The sequence below is a fragment of the Pseudomonas sp. NyZ480 genome, from assembly GCF_029537255.1.
In the GTDB taxonomy this organism is placed as follows: Bacteria; Pseudomonadota; Gammaproteobacteria; order Pseudomonadales; family Pseudomonadaceae; genus Aquipseudomonas; species Aquipseudomonas taiwanensis.
Genome location: NZ_CP120626.1, coordinates 3,929,040 through 3,946,723, shown reverse-complemented (window position 1 = coordinate 3,946,723; position 17,684 = coordinate 3,929,040). Strand labels below are relative to the sequence as shown.

Annotated in this window: 9 protein-coding genes and 1 pseudogene; 5 read left to right on the top strand and 5 right to left on the bottom strand. The window is 61.6% G+C overall.

All coding sequences use genetic code 11. The annotated features are described in order from the left end of the window. Positions 1 to 2 precede the first annotated feature (2 nt). The 3 genes from P3R38_RS18075 to P3R38_RS18065 are packed head-to-tail and all read left to right on the top strand — an operon-like array spanning position 3 to position 2,475. Positions 3 to 953, top strand: a complete 951-nt coding sequence (locus P3R38_RS18075) for an alpha-E domain-containing protein (RefSeq protein WP_023381644.1) — start codon at positions 3 to 5, stop codon at positions 951 to 953. Beyond that, positions 950 to 1,747, top strand: coding sequence for a transglutaminase family protein (locus P3R38_RS18070; RefSeq protein ID WP_023381643.1), 798 nt, complete (start codon positions 950 to 952; stop codon positions 1,745 to 1,747). The genes P3R38_RS18075 and P3R38_RS18070 overlap by 4 nt, the downstream gene beginning before the upstream one ends. Continuing rightward, the gene (locus P3R38_RS18065; RefSeq protein ID WP_023381642.1) at positions 1,744 to 2,475 is read left to right on the top strand and encodes a proteasome-type protease; all 732 of its coding nucleotides are present in this window, start codon (positions 1,744 to 1,746) and stop codon (positions 2,473 to 2,475) included. The genes P3R38_RS18070 and P3R38_RS18065 overlap by 4 nt, the downstream gene beginning before the upstream one ends. 52 nt (positions 2,476 to 2,527) lie before the next feature. On the opposite strand, the pseudogene P3R38_RS18060 reads toward P3R38_RS18065, so the two are convergent. Then, positions 2,528 to 2,941: pseudogene (locus P3R38_RS18060) on the bottom strand (HlyD family efflux transporter periplasmic adaptor subunit); the annotation flags it as partial. A gap of 140 nt (positions 2,942 to 3,081) precedes the next feature. Between P3R38_RS18060 and P3R38_RS18055 the strand changes: the two are divergent. Then, on the top strand, positions 3,082 to 3,702 hold the full coding sequence (locus P3R38_RS18055; RefSeq protein ID WP_023381640.1) for a DTW domain-containing protein: 621 nt from the start codon (positions 3,082 to 3,084) through the stop codon (positions 3,700 to 3,702). A gap of 55 nt (positions 3,703 to 3,757) precedes the next feature. Here P3R38_RS18055 and P3R38_RS18050 read toward each other — a convergent pair whose 3' ends face one another. The 4 genes from P3R38_RS18050 to P3R38_RS18035 all read right to left on the bottom strand — a co-directional run bounded on the left by P3R38_RS18050 (position 3,758) and on the right by P3R38_RS18035 (position 9,548). Beyond that, complete coding sequence (locus tag P3R38_RS18050; RefSeq protein WP_023381639.1) at positions 3,758 to 4,051, bottom strand: DUF3757 domain-containing protein; 294 nt, start codon at positions 4,049 to 4,051, stop codon at positions 3,758 to 3,760. 548 nt (positions 4,052 to 4,599) lie between these two features. Next, positions 4,600 to 5,952, bottom strand: a complete 1,353-nt coding sequence (locus P3R38_RS18045; protein ID WP_081669692.1) for an HlyD family type I secretion periplasmic adaptor subunit — start codon at positions 5,950 to 5,952, stop codon at positions 4,600 to 4,602. Positions 5,953 to 5,961: 9 nt separating this feature from the next. Beyond that, positions 5,962 to 8,097: a type I secretion system permease/ATPase gene (locus P3R38_RS18040; protein ID WP_023381637.1), complete on the bottom strand. Its 2,136-nt coding sequence runs from the start codon at positions 8,095 to 8,097 to the stop codon at positions 5,962 to 5,964. A gap of 77 nt (positions 8,098 to 8,174) precedes the next feature. Next, a complete protein-coding gene (locus P3R38_RS18035) occupies positions 8,175 to 9,548 on the bottom strand; it encodes a TolC family outer membrane protein (protein ID WP_023381636.1) in 1,374 nt (457 codons plus the stop codon). Between the two features lie 467 nt (positions 9,549 to 10,015). Here P3R38_RS18035 and P3R38_RS18030 point away from each other — a divergent pair, with 467 nt between their 5' ends. Beyond that, positions 10,016 to 17,659, top strand: a complete 7,644-nt coding sequence (locus P3R38_RS18030; RefSeq protein ID WP_277686477.1) for a retention module-containing protein — start codon at positions 10,016 to 10,018, stop codon at positions 17,657 to 17,659. The last annotated feature ends 25 nt before the right edge of the window (positions 17,660 to 17,684 follow it).

The following is a 17,684-nucleotide window of genomic DNA, read 5'->3' as shown; positions in this document are numbered from 1 at the left end:
TCATGCTTTCAAGGACTGCCTCGGACCTGTATTGGATGTCTCGTTACCTTGAGCGCGCGGAGAACCTGGCGCGCATGCTCGAGGTCAGCTATTCGCTTTCGCTGATGCCCCAGGCTGGGCGCAGCGATGGGCGGCCTGAGCTAGCGATGTCATTGCTGGCGGCGGGCACGCTGGATGACTACAACCGCCGTTACGGCGAGCTCAATGTCGAGCACATGCTGCATTTCTTCGCCCTGGACGAGACCAACCCCGGCAGCATCTATTGCTGTCTGCGGGCCGCGCGCAGCAATGCACACGCGGTGCGTGGGCGAATTACCGCCGACATGTGGGAGAACATCAACGCCACTTGGCTGGAGATGCGCAACATCGCCAACAAAGGCCTGGCACGCTACGGTATCAACCACTTCTGCGAATGGGTCAAGGAGCGGTCGCACCTGTTCCGCGGTGCCACCGCTGGCACCATCATGCGCAATGAGGCCTATGGGTTCATCCGCCTGGGCACCTTCCTGGAGCGGGCGGACAACACCCTGCGTTTGCTCGACGCGCGCTACGAAATGTTCGGCGAGGAATCGGAAGAAGTCAGCGACAACTCCGCACGCGGCTACTACCAATGGAGCGCCTTGCTGCGCGCGCTGTCCTCCTTTGAAGCGTTCAACGAAATCTACCGCTGCGCACCGGCGGCCGAGCAGGTCTCCGAAATGCTATTGCTGCGCGCGGATGTACCACGCTCGCTGCATGCCTGCGTCGAGGAGCTGGCGCAGTTGCTGGCCGGTTTGCCGGGTGAAAACGGGCGTCCGGCGCAACGTCTGGCAGCCGAACTCAGTGCCCGTCTGCGCTTCACTGGTATCGAAGAGATCCTTGAGTCTGGGCTGCATCAGTGGTTGACCCACTACATCGGCCAGATCAATCACTTGGGACAGAACGTTCACGAATCCTACCTGGAGGTAGTATGAGACTGTCTATCCGCCACGACACCACCTACCACTACTCCAACGACGTGTGCATGAGCATCCAGTTGCTGCGCCTCACACCCAAGAGCAGTGAACGCCAGCAGATACTGGAATGGCATCTGGATCTGCCACGTCCGGTAGGTAGCCAGCTGGATCCCTATGGCAATGTCCTGCATTTGCTGACCATCGACGAACCCCATGACGCCCTGATGCTCAGTGCCCATGGGGACGTGGACATCGACCAGACGCTGGAAGTGGAGCACGACACGCAGTCCGCGCTGCCATTTCTGCGTTCGAGCAAACTGACCGCCATCGACGATGCACTGCGGGGCTTCGCCATTCGACACTGTGGCGCCAGACGCGACCGGACGGCGCTGATCGATCTGATGAACGGGTTGGCCGATCACATTGCCTACACCCCTGGCGCAACCGCGGTGGACACGGTGGCGGCGGAAGCCTTCGCCAACCGCGCCGGCGTCTGTCAGGACCATACCCATGCGTTCCTGGCCTGCGCGCGTAGCCTGGGCATCCCTGCGCGCTACGTGTCGGGCTACCTGTGCACCGAGGACGAAAGCCACCTGGCAAGCCACGCCTGGGCCGAAGCCTGGCTGGGCGATGGCTGGTACAGCTTCGATGTCACCAACCGCCTGGCCAGGCCGGAACGGCACCTGAAGCTGGCGGTGGGGCATGATTATCTCGATGCCTGCCCGGTGCGTGGCATGCGCCGTGGCGGCGGGGCGGAGTCGATGCTGGCGCGGGTGCAGGTCAGCTCGCTACCACAGGCACAACAGCAATGACCTATTGCGTTGCGATGCACCTGGCGGACGGGTTGGTCTTCATATCGGACTCACGGACCAATGCCGGAATCGACCAGATCTCCACGTTCCGGAAGTTGTTCGTGTTCAATGTGCCGGGTGAGCGCCTGATCGTGCTGCAAACGGCCGGCAACCTTGCGACCTCGCAGTCGGTGGTGAGTTTGCTCAGGCAGCGTTGTGACAGTGAGGGCGCGCATCTGTTGAACGTACCGACGCTGTACGACGCCACGGCGCTGGTGGCCGACACCATTCGAGAGGTGATCAACCGGGACTGCACCAAGCTGTCTGGCAAGGTGGACCTGAGCTGTTCGTTCCTGGTGGGGGGGCAGATCCTGGGCCAGCCCATGGGCGTGTACAACATCTATCCGCAAGGCAACTTCATCCAGGCAACGGAGGACACGCCGTTCATGCAGCTGGGCGAGAGCAAGTACGGCAGGCCGATACTCGATCGCAACCTGCTCTACCACACGCCGCTGGGCGAGGCACTGCGCTGCGGCCTGATCTCGTTCGACTCGACCATGCGCAGCAACCTGTCGGTGGGTATGCCGCTGGATCTGCTGGTGTACCGCAAAGACTGCCTGGATGAGGTGAAATGCCACCGTATCACGGCCCATGACCCTTACTTTCAGCGTATCCGGTCGCAATGGTCCGATGGCTTGCGGGATTTGCTCGCAGCGTTGCCGGACCCGCCTGCGGCATACGTCCAGTAGAGCCTGGGCCGGTTCCTGCATGCAGCGCTGTAGGAGCCGGCCTGCGGGCGACTCAACGCTCGCGCATCGCCTCTGTCCGCGCCTTGAGCACTGGCTTCAAAAGATAGTCCAGCACGCTTTTCTGGCCGGTGATGATGTCCACCGTGGCCACCATCCCCGGAATGATCAACAACGGTTTGTTGTCCCTGCCGAGGTGATTCTGCTCGGTACGAACCTGGATCAGGTAGAACGCATTGCCCTTGTCATCGGTCACCGTGTCGGCACTGATCAGCTCGAGCTTGGCCTTCAACCCACCGTAAATCGTGTAGTCATAGGCACTGAACTTGACCATCGCCGGCTGCCCCGGATGCAGGAACGCCACATCCTGCGGCCGCCCCCTGGCCTCGATCAGCAGGTTGTCCTCGACCGGCACGATCTCCACCAGGTCACTGCCCGGCTGCACCACGCCGCCAATGGTGTTGACCTCGAACGCATGGCCGAATACCTGCATAGTCTGGCGGAGCGGTTTAACCGCTGAGGCCGTTGGGGCTGCTTGGCAGCCCATCGCCGGCAAAGCGGGCCCAGCATATCGGCTTATGGCAAAATACTCCGCCAACGGAGAACACCATGCCCAGACCTCGCTGCGAACGCTGCCAGCGCCCGCTTGACCATTGCCTCTGCCCACTGATTCCCAGCCTCGACAGCCGCACCCGCGTGGCCCTGCTGCAGCATCCCAGTGAAACCGACCACGCGCTGAACACCGCTCGACTGGCCGCCTTGGGCCTGGTCAATGCCGAGCTGCGGGTTGGGGAAGTGTTCGCCGATCTTGCCGAGCTGTTGGCCAAACCGGGCTATCGGCCCGTGCTGCTGTTCCCGGGCGAGCAGGCACAAGCGCTGGCAGCCTACGACGAAACGGACGATAGGCCATTCATGCTGATCGTCCCCGACGGCACCTGGCGCAAGGCCCGTAAGCTGCTGTACATGAACCCGTTGCTGGAGGCGCTGCCCAGGGTGACACTGGCCGAGGTCGCGCCCTCTCGCTACCGCCTGCGCAAGGCACCGGAGCCGGGCGCGGTGTCGACCATCGAGGCAGTGGCACAGGCGTTGAACGTGCTGGAGCAGCCAGCCAGTTTCGATGAGCTGCTACGGCCATTCGAGGCGTTGATCGAAGGGCAGATCAAGGCGATGGGTGTTGATGTATTCGAGCGAAATCATGGTTGCTCAAGCAGCACGCCGCCCCGATCATGAAATGCGACTTCCCATGACAAGGACGGTCGTGCCTCTGGCTGACGGCCTCAGGGCATCATTTTTTCAATGCCAAGCTGATGCCTTCGTCGTCGCTCTCGTATCGGCAAATGATTGAGGTCGTGGTCTCTTTCTGATTTAGCAGTTTGAATTCATCGGCCTTCGATTCTTTTGCATTGGGTGTGAAACCCGACCATTGACCATCCTCATTCGTGGCGCTGTAAGCGATCCCATCCATGTCGTCTTGTGTATCAGCTTTTTGGCTGATGCTGGATGGCTCCGGACATGTAGCCGCAAGTGCGTTCCCCACAGCCAGAACGCCTGCAATACCTACAATCGCAAAAAATCGCATGTGATCTGCTCCTTCAGGTAATTGGAGCCTTCAGGATGTAATCCTTCGCCATTTGTTTCTACTGGCAAAAATGCTAGGCCTTCAGCAACACGACACGGCAGCAAGGCTGCCGTTATCAGGAGTGGAGAGGGCGAATTCCCACAGGTTTTGTGGCTAATAGAAGAGGACTTGCCGCTTGCGGTTCCCGGGCCAATCACTCCTGTGGAGGCTCCACTGTCCGCCGTGTTTGCTCGTTTCGATATTGAGGTGGGCGCAACCGCTTTTCATCAGTCTTCAGTCATGCATCAAGGCGGCCAGCCTAACTGGCACAGGAGAGACTCGCCCGAAACAGACTGTGGGAGCCTTGCTCGCGATGCTCTTTTTGTTCGCCGATATGGGGCCGGTGTAGGATCAAGCGCCGCTTACGCGACGCATCGCGAGCAAGGCTCGCTCCTACGGTTGTTTCACACCAATCAAGGTAGGGGCGGGCTTGCCCGCGATGCGCCGCGCGGGCGGCGCTCGATCTCACAGGCGCTGAAAATGTGGCGACATCACGCAATCCAAACCCTTCACCGCTCGCGTAGCGCCTCGGTCCGTGCCTTGAGCACCGGCTTGAGCAGATAATCCAGCACGCTTTTCTGGCCGGTGATGATGTCCACCGTGGCCACCATCCCCGGGATGATCAGCAACGGTTTGTTGTCCCCACCCAAGTGATTTTTGTCGGTGCGCACCTGGATCAGGTAGAACGCATTGCCCTTGTCATCGGTCACCGTGTCGGCACTGATCAGCTCGAGCTTGGCCTTCAACCCACCGTAAATCGTGTAGTCATAGGCACTGAACTTGACCATCGCCGGCTGCCCCGGATGCAGGAACGCCACATCCTGCGGCCGCACCCTGGCCTCGATCAGCAGGTTGTCCTCGATCGGCACGATCTCCACCAGGTCACTGCCCGGCTGCACCACGCCGCCAATGGTGTTGACCTTGAGCAGCTTGACGATACCACGCACCGGCGACACCACGGTGGTGCGGTTGACCCGGTCGTCGATGGCGATGCTGGTGGCGGTGATCTTCGACAGTTCAGTGCGTTTGTCGTTGAGCTCCTTGGCTGCTTCGGAGCGGAAGGTGGCGTCGGACTCCTGGATCTTGCTCTTGATTTCCGCCACCGCCGCCTCCGCCCGGGGAATGGCCAGGCTGGTGGCATTGAGCTGGCCGCGCGCCTCGACGGTACGTTGTTTCAGACGCAGGATTTCCACCGGCGAGATCGCCCCAGTGCCCACCAGCGGTGTCGACATGTTCAGCTCCTGCTGCAATAGGCCCAGGGCCGAGCGGTACTGTTCGACCTTCGAGCGGAATTCGGCGAGCTCCTGGGTCTTTTGCCGCAGCTGTTCGTTGAGCGTCTGTTTTTCGCTGGCCAGGCGCCGTTGGCGGGATTCATACAGCGCGATTTCGTCTTCGGCAACTTGCGGAGCCTTGGCCCGCACTTCATCCGACAGCTCGAAGGGACGCCCCTCGGACTCGGCGGCGAGGCGCTCGACCTGGGCGGTCAACGCATACCGATCCGCTTCGCTCTCGCCTTTGTTCGACTTGAAACGGGTGTCATCCAGGCGCAGCAGGGTGGCGCCTTTCTCGACCATTTGACCTTCACGTACGAAGATCTCGGTGACGATGCCGCCTTCCAGGTTCTGCACGACCTGTACCTTGCTCGACGGGATAGCCTTGCCTTCGCCTACCGTCACTTCATCGAGCACCGCCAGGCTGGCCCAGGCCAACGCCACCAGCAGCAGTGCGGCGGCCAGCCACACGGTCAGGCGCGACAGGCGGGGTGAGTCTTGCAAAGTGGCGCCGGCCAGCTCCGGCATATAGTCGCGCTCGGCTCGTTTGTCGTTGCCCTGGTTGCTGCGCACGCTTTGCATGAGAGGCATGGTGAACTCCTACATTGCCGCGCCAATGCGGCCTTTGCGCAGGGCGTCGATGACCGCGTCCTTTGGCCCGTCGGCGACGATCTTGCCGTTGTCCAGCACCAGTAGACGGTCCACCAGGCTGAGCATCGAGGTGCGGTGGGTCACCAGCAGTACCGTCTTGCCTGGCACCCAGGCCATCAGGCGCTGGCGCAGTTGTTCCTCGCTGCTGTTGTCCATGTGGCTGGTGGGTTCATCGAGAATCAGGATCGGGGGCTCCAGCAGCAGGGCCCTGGCCAGCAACACGGCCTGGCGCTGGCCACCGGACAGCAGCTGGCCTCGTTCGCCCACCGGGCGGTCGAAGCCACTGGGATGTTGCCTGGCCAGCTCGCTGACGCCGGTCAGTTCGGCCACTTCGAGCATGCGTGCATCGCTGACGTGACGTGCGCCGAGGGTGAGGTTATCGCGCAGGGAACCGGCCAGCAGCGGCAGGTCATGGGCCACGTAGCCGATCTGGCCACGCAGGTCGGCAATATCCAGTTGGCGCAGGTCGAGGTTATCCAGCAGCACCTGGCCTTCGTCAGGGTGATGAAAGCCCATCAACAGGCGTGCCAAGGTGCTCTTGCCCGAGCCGCTGCGGCCGATGATGCCAATGCGCTCGCCAGGGCTGAGGCTGAGGTTGACGTCATGCAGCGCGGCATGGGTTTGCCCTGGGTAGCGGAAGCTGACGTGGCTCAGTGCCAGGCCACCCTTGAGCGTGGTGTGCTCCAGCGCTTGCTGTTCGGCCTGGCGCTCCTGAGGCAGGGCCATCAGCGCGTCGGTGCTGCGCATGGTGAGCTGAGCCTGCTGGTAGCGGGTGATCAGCCCGGCGATCTGCCCCAGCGGTGCCAGCACTCGGCTGCCGAGCATGTAGCTGGCCACCAGGGCGCCGACACTGAGGTTGCCGGCGATGATGCTGTAGACCCCGGCCACGATGGTGGCCATGCCGCAGAACTGCTGGATGAACAGGGTGCCGTTGCTGGCCAGGGAGGAGAGGTTGCGGGCGTGGGCATCGAGGCGGGCGATGGCGCCGTTGGTGTGTTCCCACTGGTACTGGCGTTCGCTTTCGGCGCCGCAGGCTTTGAGAGTTTCCAGGCCACCCAGGGTTTCGATTAGCAGCGCTTGGCGCACCGCGCCCAGGCTCAGGCTCTTTTGTACGGTGTCACGCAGACGAGCCTGGATCAGCAGGGCGAAGCCCACCGCAACGGGGAAGGCGATCAAGGGAATCAGCACCAGCCAGCCGCCGAGCAGGCCTATCACCAGAAGCATCAGGGCAACGAAGGGCAGGTCGATGATGCTGGTCAGGGTCACGGCGGTGAGAAATTCGCGTAGCCCCTGAAAGTCGTGGATGCTTTGGGCGAAGCCGCCAATGGTGGCGGGCTTGGCCTTCATCGCCATGCCGGTGATGCGCTCGAACAAAGTCGCAGACAGAATCAGGTCGGTTTTCTTGCCGGCTTGATCGAGCAAGTGGGCGCGGACCATGCGCAGCACCAACTCGAACGCAGTGCCAATGAACAGGCCAGCGACCAGTACCCACAGAGTCGATACAGCCTGGTTGGGCACCACGCGGTCGTAGGTCTGCATGACGAACAGCGGTACCATCAAGCCGAGCAAGTTGATCAGCAGGCTGGCCAACAAGGCATCGCCATACAGCCAGCGTGAGTGACGCAGTGTGTCGCGGAACCAGGCGTTGACCCTGGGTAGCAAGGGCGAGCGCAGGTCTTCCAGGGTGTGTCGGGGGCGAGCGAAAAGGGCGTTGCCACTGTAGGCCTGGTCCAGCGTTTCACGCTCGACCCATTGCTCACCGCCTTCGGCTTCGCAGGGCAGGATCAGCGCACGGCCGTCATCGCCCCAGCGCTGCAGCACGGCGCTGCGGCCGTCGTTGAGCAACAGCAACACCGGTAGGTTGAGGGGCGAAATGTCAGCCAGGCCACGGGGCAGGACGCGCGCCTGTAGGCCAGCCCTGGCGGCTGCTCGTGGCAGCAGTGCCGGGCCCAGGCGCTGCTGGGCCAGGGGCAAGCCGCTGCACAGACTGGCACGGCTGGCCGGGCGACCATGCAGGCGACACAGGATCAGCAGGCCATCGAGCAGTGGGTCATCGACATCCGGGCGCGGCTGCGCGCTTTGCATACTGGTCACGATGGACTACTCCCGCGACGTTGGATGGGGTGCAACGCCTTGCGAACCGGATCTGCCTGCGGCTGTACCTAGCGCATGTCGGGCAGTCTTGCCTCGTTGCGCACATCGCTCTTGGCAATGGCCTCTGGCGGCAGCGAGATGCGTTGCTTGCTCAGCAGTTCGCCCATGGTCGCCAGGACCCGATACATCGAGAACTCCTCGGTGTACCGTACTTCGGTGTAGCGGCGGTTGGCGTTGTACAGCTCGTTTTCGCTGTCCAGCACGTCCAGCAAGGTTCGCTGACCCAGGCCGAACTGGTCCTGGTAGGCGGCTCGTACTCGCTGGGTGGTTTCGGCGTATTCACGAGCGGTCGGGGCTTGCTTGCGGGCGTTGTTCATGGCGTTCCAGGCCAGGGCCAGGTTCTCGTTCAGCTCGCGTAGGGCATTGTTGCGGATGTCCATGGCCTGGTTGATCTTGTGCGCATCCGATTGCAGCCGGGCCTTGTCGCTACCGCCGCGGAACAGGTTGTAGCTGAGCTCTACGCCGGCCTGCCAGTCGTTGTTGCTGTGGCCTTTTTCTCCGCCCAGGTTGTTATTGGCGCCGGTGGCCAGCACAGCGTCCAGGCGCGGATAGAAAGGCGACTTGGCCACTTCGTACTGCTGCTCGGCGGCATTCACATCGGCCTGGGCCGATTTCAGGTAGGGGTTGTTCTCCAGCAAGCCCTTGCGTGCCTCATCCAGATTGGCAGGTACCTGGCCCTTGATCGTGGACGGGGTTTCCAGTTCGTCGGGCATGCGACCGATGACGCTGTAGAAGTTGGCCTCGGCGTCCGCCAGGTCGACTTCGGCGGTGTCCAGGTTGTTCTCCGCCAACGCGCGACGGGCCCGGGACTGGTCGAGGTCGGCGGTGCTGCCGACGCCACGCTCGCTGCGCAGGCCGATCTGGTCGTTGACCCGCAGATGGGCCTGCAGGTTGTTTTTCGCCAAGGTCACCAGCTCACGGCGCTTGAGCACCTCCAGGTACACCTCGATGGCGCGCAGGGCAACCGTCTCGGCGGTGGCCTGGGTGTAGTAGGCCCGCGAGTTGGCCACCGCCTCGGTGCGGCCTACCTCGTTGGGGGTGTTGAAGCCATCGAACAGCATCTGCCGAAGACGCAGTTCCGACTGGGTGTAGTTGAGCGTTTCCTTGCGGTGGTTGCTGGTGCCGTCAGCGTTGAGTCCACGAGTATTGAGGTTGTCGGAACGTTGGCGGCCATAACCGGCCACCAGGTCGACAGTTGGGTAGTACCCCCCGCGAGCGAACTTCACATCCTCGTCTGCCGACAGTCGACTATTGCGGCTGGCGCTGATCTCGGGATGTTGGTCCACGGCGTTCTGGACGGCCTCGTTGATTGACATCGCCTGAACGTTGGCACACGCCATGGCCAACAGCACTGCACTGGTGATGGGGGTTAACACGCGCATGGGGTACATCTCCCTGGTCCAAAAAAGTCCTGCTTTTCGCCAAAAAAATGACGATATTTATGCTTCAAACCGTTTCAAGTTTGTAACAACAGAGCTAAGAACATTTAGGGCGCGAGCTAAGAAGATTTTTTCATAATACCTATGCGAAAAAAAACTTATGCGGTCTATGCAAACCAAGACATTGTTTCTTTCAGGTGAATTTGAAACTCGTGGTAGGCCACGGTTTTCAGGCATCGCGGTGAGTTCCAGATTTTTTACAGCTAAAGACGCAGGACGGTTAGGCACAGGTGGTATTTGGCGACAATTTTTTGGCACAAAATAATGGCCAACTTACATTAATACTATCGCCAAAGTAGTCACCTGAAGGATCGATGCTCACCGCGACCACGCTTGAGCTCGACTCCTTGATCTGCGCTGCGCCCTGTCATTGGCTGTAAAAGCCTATCGGTTAGGGGAGGCGTGCGCTCATGGCTAAGTTAGTCGGTGTGGTCAGCAAGGTGGTCGGGCAGGTGTTCGCGGTCGGCAGCGACGGTGGGCGACGGCCCTTGGTGGAGGGCGACCGCCTGTTTGCCGGCGAGCAATTGGAAACTGGCGCAGCCGGGGCCGTGGCCGTGCGTTTGCACAATGGCGCCGAGCTGACCCTGGGGCGTGACAGCAGCCTGACCATGACCTCCGACCTGCTGGCCAACCAGGCGCCTCACGCCCAGGACCACGGCACGGCGCCGAGTGATGCGCAGCTCAGTGATGTAGAACGCATTCAGCAGGCCATTGCCGCAGGCGATGACCCTACCCAGTCCGCCGAAGCCACGGCTGCTGGCCCATCCAGTAGTGGCGCACCCGGCGCCCTGGGCGGCGGCCACAGCTTCGTGATGTTGACCGAGGTGGCCGCGCGGGTCGACCCAACGGTCGGCTTCCCAACGGCAGGTTTCAATTTAATTCCCGAGCTGGCCACGCGCGAGATTGCCGGGACGGATCCCAGCAGTGATGACAATGGTGATGTGCTGCGGCCCACGCCGCCGCAGGATGAGAACAATCCTGTCGAACTGCAGGGGTTGGATCTTGCACCGAGCGAACTGACTTTCAGCGAAGCCAACCTCGCCGACGGATCGGCCAGTGACCCTTCCGCGTTGACCCAATCCGGCAGTTTCACCGTGGTGGCGCAGGATGGCGTGTTCAATCTCAGTGTGGGTGGCATCAATGTCGTGACCGCTGGCGTTGTCACAGGCGTTGGCCAATCCATCATCACCGCTCAGGGGAACCTCCTGACCATTACCGGTTACAATCCTACCACCGGTGTGGTGACCTACAGCTACACCCTTACCGGGGCCGAGCAGCATGGCACTGGCGAAGGGGTTCGCACGGTGCACGAACATTTCCCGGTTCTGGTGAGTGACCGCGACGGCGACATTGCGCAAGGTTCGTTGGATGTGAACATCCGTGACGATGCGCCCAAGGCTCATGACGACAGCAACGCCGTCACTGCCACCGAGCAGCACACCGCGCTGACCGGCAACGTGCTGGGCAACGACGTGCAAGGTGCCGACCGTGTGGTCGGCGGCCCGGTCATCGCCGGTACCTTCACCGGTACCTACGGCACGTTGGTACTGGCCGCAGACGGCTCCTACACCTATACGCTCAACACCAACGACCCGGACTTCAAGAACCTGGGGGGTGGCGGTAATGGTCTCGAGCACTTCACCTACACGATCAAGGACGCCGACGGCGACACCAGTTCCGCGACTTTGACCCTGAACATCAGCAACCTCAACGACCCGGTGACACTCGATGGATTGGAGGTGCAGGGTGGTGAGCTGAATGTCTACGAGAAACACCTGGGCGATGGCTCGGCGCCCAATGCGTCAGAACTGACCCAGCAGGGCACGTTCAAGGTCACGGCGCCGGATGGCCTGCAGAGCCTGAGCGTGGGCGGTATCGCCGTGGTCACCGGTGGCGTGCCTGCCGGCTTCCCGCAATCGGTGGTGACCCCGGAGGGGCATACCCTGACCATCACCGGCTATGATCCTGCCACCGGTGTGGTCAGCTACAGCTACACCCTGACGGACAATGAAAGCCACGCCAATGGCGATGGCACCAACAGCTTCAGCGAGCACTTCCAGGTCATCGCCAAGGACGTCGATGGCAGCACCGCCACTGGCAGCCTGGATGTGAACATCGTCGACGACGTGCCCAAGGCTTATGACGACAGCAACGCCGTCACTGCCACCGAGCAGCACACCGAGCTGACCGGCAACGTGCTGGGCAACGACGTGCAAGGTGCCGACCGTGTGGTCGGCGGCCCGGTCATCGCCGGTACCTTCACCGGTACCTACGGCACGTTGGTACTGGCCGCAGACGGCTCCTACACCTATACGCTCAACACCAACGACCCGGACTTCAAGAACCTGGGGGGTGGCGGTAATGGTCTCGAGCACTTCACCTACACGATCAAGGACGCCGACGGCGACACCAGTTCCGCGACTTTGACCCTGAACATCAGCAACCTCAACGACCCGGTGACACTCGATGGATTGGAGGTACAGGGTGGTGAGCTGAACGTCTACGAGAAACATCTGGGCGATGGCTCGGCGCCCAATGCGTCGGAACTGACCCAGCAGGGCACGTTCAAGGTCACGGCGCCGGATGGCCTGCAGAGCCTGAGCGTGGGCGGTATCGCCGTGGTCACCGGTGGCGTGCCTGCCGGCTTCCCGCAATCGGTGGTGACCCCGGAGGGGCATACCCTGACCATCACCGGCTATGATCCCGCTACCGGTGTAGTCAGCTACAGCTACACCCTGACGGACAATGAAAGCCACGCCAATGGCGATGGCACCAACAGCTTCAGCGAGCACTTCCAGGTCATCGCCAAGGACGTCGATGGCAGCACCGCCACTGGCAGCCTGGATGTGAACATCGTCGACGACGTGCCCAAGGCAGTTGCCGACTCTGCCGCCGTTCACGAAGGCGGCACGGTGACCGGCAACGTGCTGTACAACGACACTTTTGGCGCCGACACCCTGGGCGATGGCAAGTACGTGGTCGGTGTGCGCGCCGGCAGCGATACCTCCACCTCGGCCAGTGGTGGACTCGGTTCCAACATCAACGGCCAGTACGGTTACCTGACCCTGGATGCCAACGGCAATGGCGTCTACCACGCTTACCCCGACAGCGTGGCAGGCTCTGGAGCGACGGATACCTTCGTCTACACCATCCGCGATGCCGATGGCGATGAAAGCACTGCGACCATCACCATCAACGTGCAGGGCGTTTGCCTGGTGGCGTGCAAGGATGGCGACATTACGGTGTACGAAAATGCCTTGGACACCAGCAAGGACGGCAACGATCTTGCCCCCGGGACAGTCATTGGCAGCCATCCGAGTTCAACTGGTGAAACAGCATCCGGCACCCTGGTCGGCTCGGTCAGCGGTGGCATTGGGGCATTGACCTACAGCCTGGTTGGCAATGCGTCAGGGCAGTTCGGCCAGATCCAGATCAACCCGGACGGCACCTACACGTACACCCTGACGTCACCCGCCAATACGCCCGGTGCTGAGCAAACGGTCGAGCACTTCACCTACAAGGCTACCGACGCGCTGGGCAACAGCGTCACCAGCACTATCGCAATCACAATCGTCGACGACCTACCCAAGGCTTATGACGACAGCAACGCCGTCACTGCCACCGAGCAGCACACCGCGCTGACCGGCAACGTGCTGGGCAATGACGTGCAAGGTGCCGACCGTGTGGTCGGCGGCCCGGTCATCGCCGGTACCTTCACCGGTACCTACGGCACGTTGGTACTGGCCGCAGACGGCTCCTACACCTATACGCTCAACACCAACGACCCGGACTTCAAGAACCTGGGGGGTGGCGGTAATGGTCTCGAGCACTTCACCTACACGATCAAGGACGCCGACGGCGACACCAGTTCCGCGACTTTGACCCTGAACATCAGCAACCTCAACGACCCGGTGACACTCGATGGATTGGAGGTACAGGGTGGTGAGCTGAACGTCTACGAGAAACATCTGGGCGATGGCTCGGCGCCCAATGCGTCGGAACTGACCCAGCAGGGCACGTTCAAGGTCACGGCGCCGGATGGCCTGCAGAGCCTGAGCGTGGGCGGTATCGCCGTGGTCACCGGTGGCGTGCCTGCCGGCTTCCCGCAATCGGTGGTGACCCCGGAGGGGCATACCCTGACCATCACCGGCTATGATCCCGCTACCGGTGTAGTCAGCTACAGCTACACCCTGACGGACAATGAAAGCCACGCCAATGGCGATGGCACCAACAGCTTCAGCGAGCACTTCCAGGTCATCGCCAAGGACGTCGATGGCAGCACCGCCACTGGCAGCCTGGATGTGAACATCGTCGACGACGTGCCCAAGGCAGTCGCCGACTCTGCCGCCGTTCACGAAGGCGGCACGGTGACCGGCAACGTGCTGTACAACGACACTTTCGGCGCCGACACCCTGGGCGATGGCAAGTACGTGGTCGGTGTACGCGCCGGCAGCGATACCTCCACCTCGGCCAGTGGTGGACTCGGTTCCAACATCAACGGCCAGTACGGTTACCTGACCCTGGATGCCAACGGCAATGGCGTTTACCACGCTTACCCCGACAGCGTGGCAGGCTCTGGAGCGACGGATACCTTCGTCTACACCATCCGCGATGCCGATGGCGATGAAAGCACCGCGACCATCACCATCAACGTGCAGGGCGTTTGCCTGGTGGCGTGCAAGGATGGCGACATTACGGTGTACGAAAATGCCTTGAACACCGGCAGCAATCCGGCGTCGACCGCCGAAACGGCGTCCGGCAGCCTGGTCGGGTCGGTCAGTGGTGGTGTCGGCCCATTGACCTACAGCCTCGTTGGCAACGCCACCGGCCAGTACGGCCATATCCAGGTCAACCCGGATGGCACCTACACCTACAACCTGACGTCCCCTGCCAATACGCCCGGTGCCGAGCAAACGGTCGAGCATTTCACCTACAAGGCCACCGATGCGCTGGGCAATAGCGTGACGAGCACCATCGTCATCACTGTCGTCGACGATGTACCGAAGGCAGTTGCCGACTCTGCCGCCGTTCACGAAGGCGGCACGGTGACCGGCAACGTGCTATACAACGACACTTTCGGCGCCGACACCCTGGGCGATGGCAAATACGTGGTCGGTGTACGCGCCGGCAGCGATACCTCCACCTCGGCCAGTGGTGGACTCGGTTCCAACATCAACGGCCAGTACGGTTACCTGACCCTGGATGCCAACGGCAATGGCGTTTACCACGCTTACCCCGACAGCGTGGCAGGCTCTGGAGCGACGGATACCTTCGTCTACACCATCCGCGATGCCGATGGCGATGAAAGCACCGCGACCATCACCATCAACGTGCAGGGCGTCTGCCTGGTGGCGTGCAAGGATGGCGACATTGCGGTGTACGAAAATGCCTTGAACACCGGCAGCAATCCGGCGTCGACCGCCGAAACGGCGTCCGGCAGCCTGGTCGGGTCGGTCAGTGGTGGTGTCGGCCCATTGACCTACAGCCTCGTTGGCAACGCCACCGGCCAGTACGGCCATATCCAGGTCAACCCGGATGGCACCTACACCTACAACCTGACGTCCCCTGCCAATACGCCCGGTGCCGAGCAAACGGTCGAGCATTTCACCTACAAGGCCACCGATGCGCTGGGCAATAGCGTGACGAGCACCATCGTCATCACTGTCGTCGACGATGTACCGAAGGCAGTTGCCGACTCTGCCGCCGTTCACGAAGGCGGCACGGTGACCGGCAACGTGCTGTACAACGACACTTTCGGCGCCGACACCCTGGGCGATGGCAAATACGTGGTCGGTGTACGCGCCGGCAGCGATACCTCCACCTCGGCCAGTGGTGGACTCGGTTCCAACATCAACGGCCAGTACGGTTACCTGACCCTGGATGCCAACGGCAATGGCGTCTACCACGCTTACCCCGACAGCGTGGCAGGCTCTGGAGCGACGGATACCTTCGTCTACACCATCCGCGATGCCGATGGCGATGAAAGCACCGCGACCATCACCATCAACGTGCAGGGCGTTTGCCTGGTGGCGTGCAAGGATGGCGACATTACGGTGTACGAAAATGCCTTGAACACCGGCAGCAATCCGGCGTCGACCGCCGAAACGGCGTCCGGCAGCCTGGTCGGGTCGGTCAGTGGTGGTGTCGGCCCTTTGACCTACAGCCTCGTTGGCAACGCCACCGGCCAGTACGGCCATATCCAGGTCAACCCGGATGGCACCTACACCTACAACCTGACGTCCCCTGCCAATACGCCCGGTGCCGAGCAAACGGTCGAGCATTTCACCTACAAGGCCACCGATGCGCTGGGCAATAGCGTGACGAGCACCATCGTCATCACTGTCGTCGACGATGTACCGAAAGCCCACTGCGACACTGTCTCGGTGTACGAAGGTAGCTCGGTGACGGGGAACGTGCTGTGGAATGATGTAGTCGGTGCCGATACCTTGGGCGACGGCAAGTATGTGGTTGGCGTGCGTGCAGGCCACGATACCTCCACCTCGGCCAGTGGTGGAGTGGGGACCAACGTCAATGGCCAATATGGCTACTTGACCCTCGATGCCGATGGCAATGGCGTCTACCACGCCTATTCCAACAGCGTCTCAAAAGCCGGCGCTACTGACACCTTTGTCTACACCATCCGCGACGCCGACGGTGATGAAAGCACCACGACCATCACCATCAACGTACAGGACAAGAACGGGCAGGTGTGCGGGGATGAAGGCGTCCAAACGCTTGGCAATGGCTCGGGTCAAGACAAGAATGGCAACAACAGCCTGGTGTTCGAAAGCCAGGTCAAGGCTTTGGATCGCAGTGCGTTCATCACTACGCCTGGCGTCATGACCGCTGCACTGGTGGTGCTTGGCTACCTGGGCCCGGTTGGCAATGCTAACGCCGAAGATGTGTTTACCGTCAGCTTGCGCAAGGGCGAAACCTTGAAGCTGGACCATGACCGCCCGGACGGCAACTTGACCATGGAATGGAAGGATGCCGGCGGCAGCTACCAGCCTGTTGCCGACGGCGGCAGCTTTACTGCCAGCCATGACGGGGTTTACAGCATCCACCTGGTCAACCCATCCAACGCGTCTGGCAACAGCAAGGCGGCCGAAAATTACAAGCTGAGCCTGGTGGTCGACTATGCCAATGCTGAAAACGGGGCCCAGCACAGCGGATACACGATGAGTGAGCACCACGGCAGTGGTGCCAGCGGTACGCTCGACCTCACCTACCAGGGCAACGCGACGCACAATGGGTCGTCAGCCAACGATGTGTTGTTGGCCGGGGAGGGCAACGACACCCTGAACGGCAACAACGGGCACGATGTGCTGGTGGGCGGGGCAGGCAATGACAGTCTGTACGGAGGTAATGGCGATGACCTGTTGATCGGCGGCGCGGGCAATGACGTGCTCGATGGCGGCAATGGTATCGACACCGCCAGCTATGCCAGCGCTACCGGACCGATCACTGTGAACCTGAGCATGGATGGTGCCCAGAACACAGATGGGGCTGGGGTCGATACCCTGGCGCGTATCGAGAACCTGATTGGCTCGGATTATGGCGATACGCTGATCGGCAGCAGCGGTGACAATGTGCTGGATGGAGGTTTGGGCAACGATATGCTCAACGGGGGCAGTGGCCAAGACACCCTCATCGGCGGCCCAGGCAACGACACGCTGACGGGCGGCATTGGCAACGACACCTTCGTCTGGCACAAGGGCGACGCAGGCCACGATACGGTCACCGACTTCACGCCGGGCAGTGACCATCTCGACCTGTCGCAGTTGTTGCAGGGCGAGCATGCTACTGCGGCGTCACTGGATGACTACTTGCACTTCAAGGTCAGTGGTACGGGCACGAATGTGGTTTCAACCATCGAAGTCAGCAGTGTGGCGGGGGCGCCACCCACCCAGACCATCGATTTGGCGGGGGTGGATCTGGCCCAGCATTATGGCGTGACAGCGGGGGCGGGCGGCGTGATTTCGGCGGGGCCGGACACAGCGACGATCATCAATGGCATGCTCAATGATCATTCGCTGAAGGTGGATACCGTGTGAAATGACTGGCGTGGTCGGATTGCTG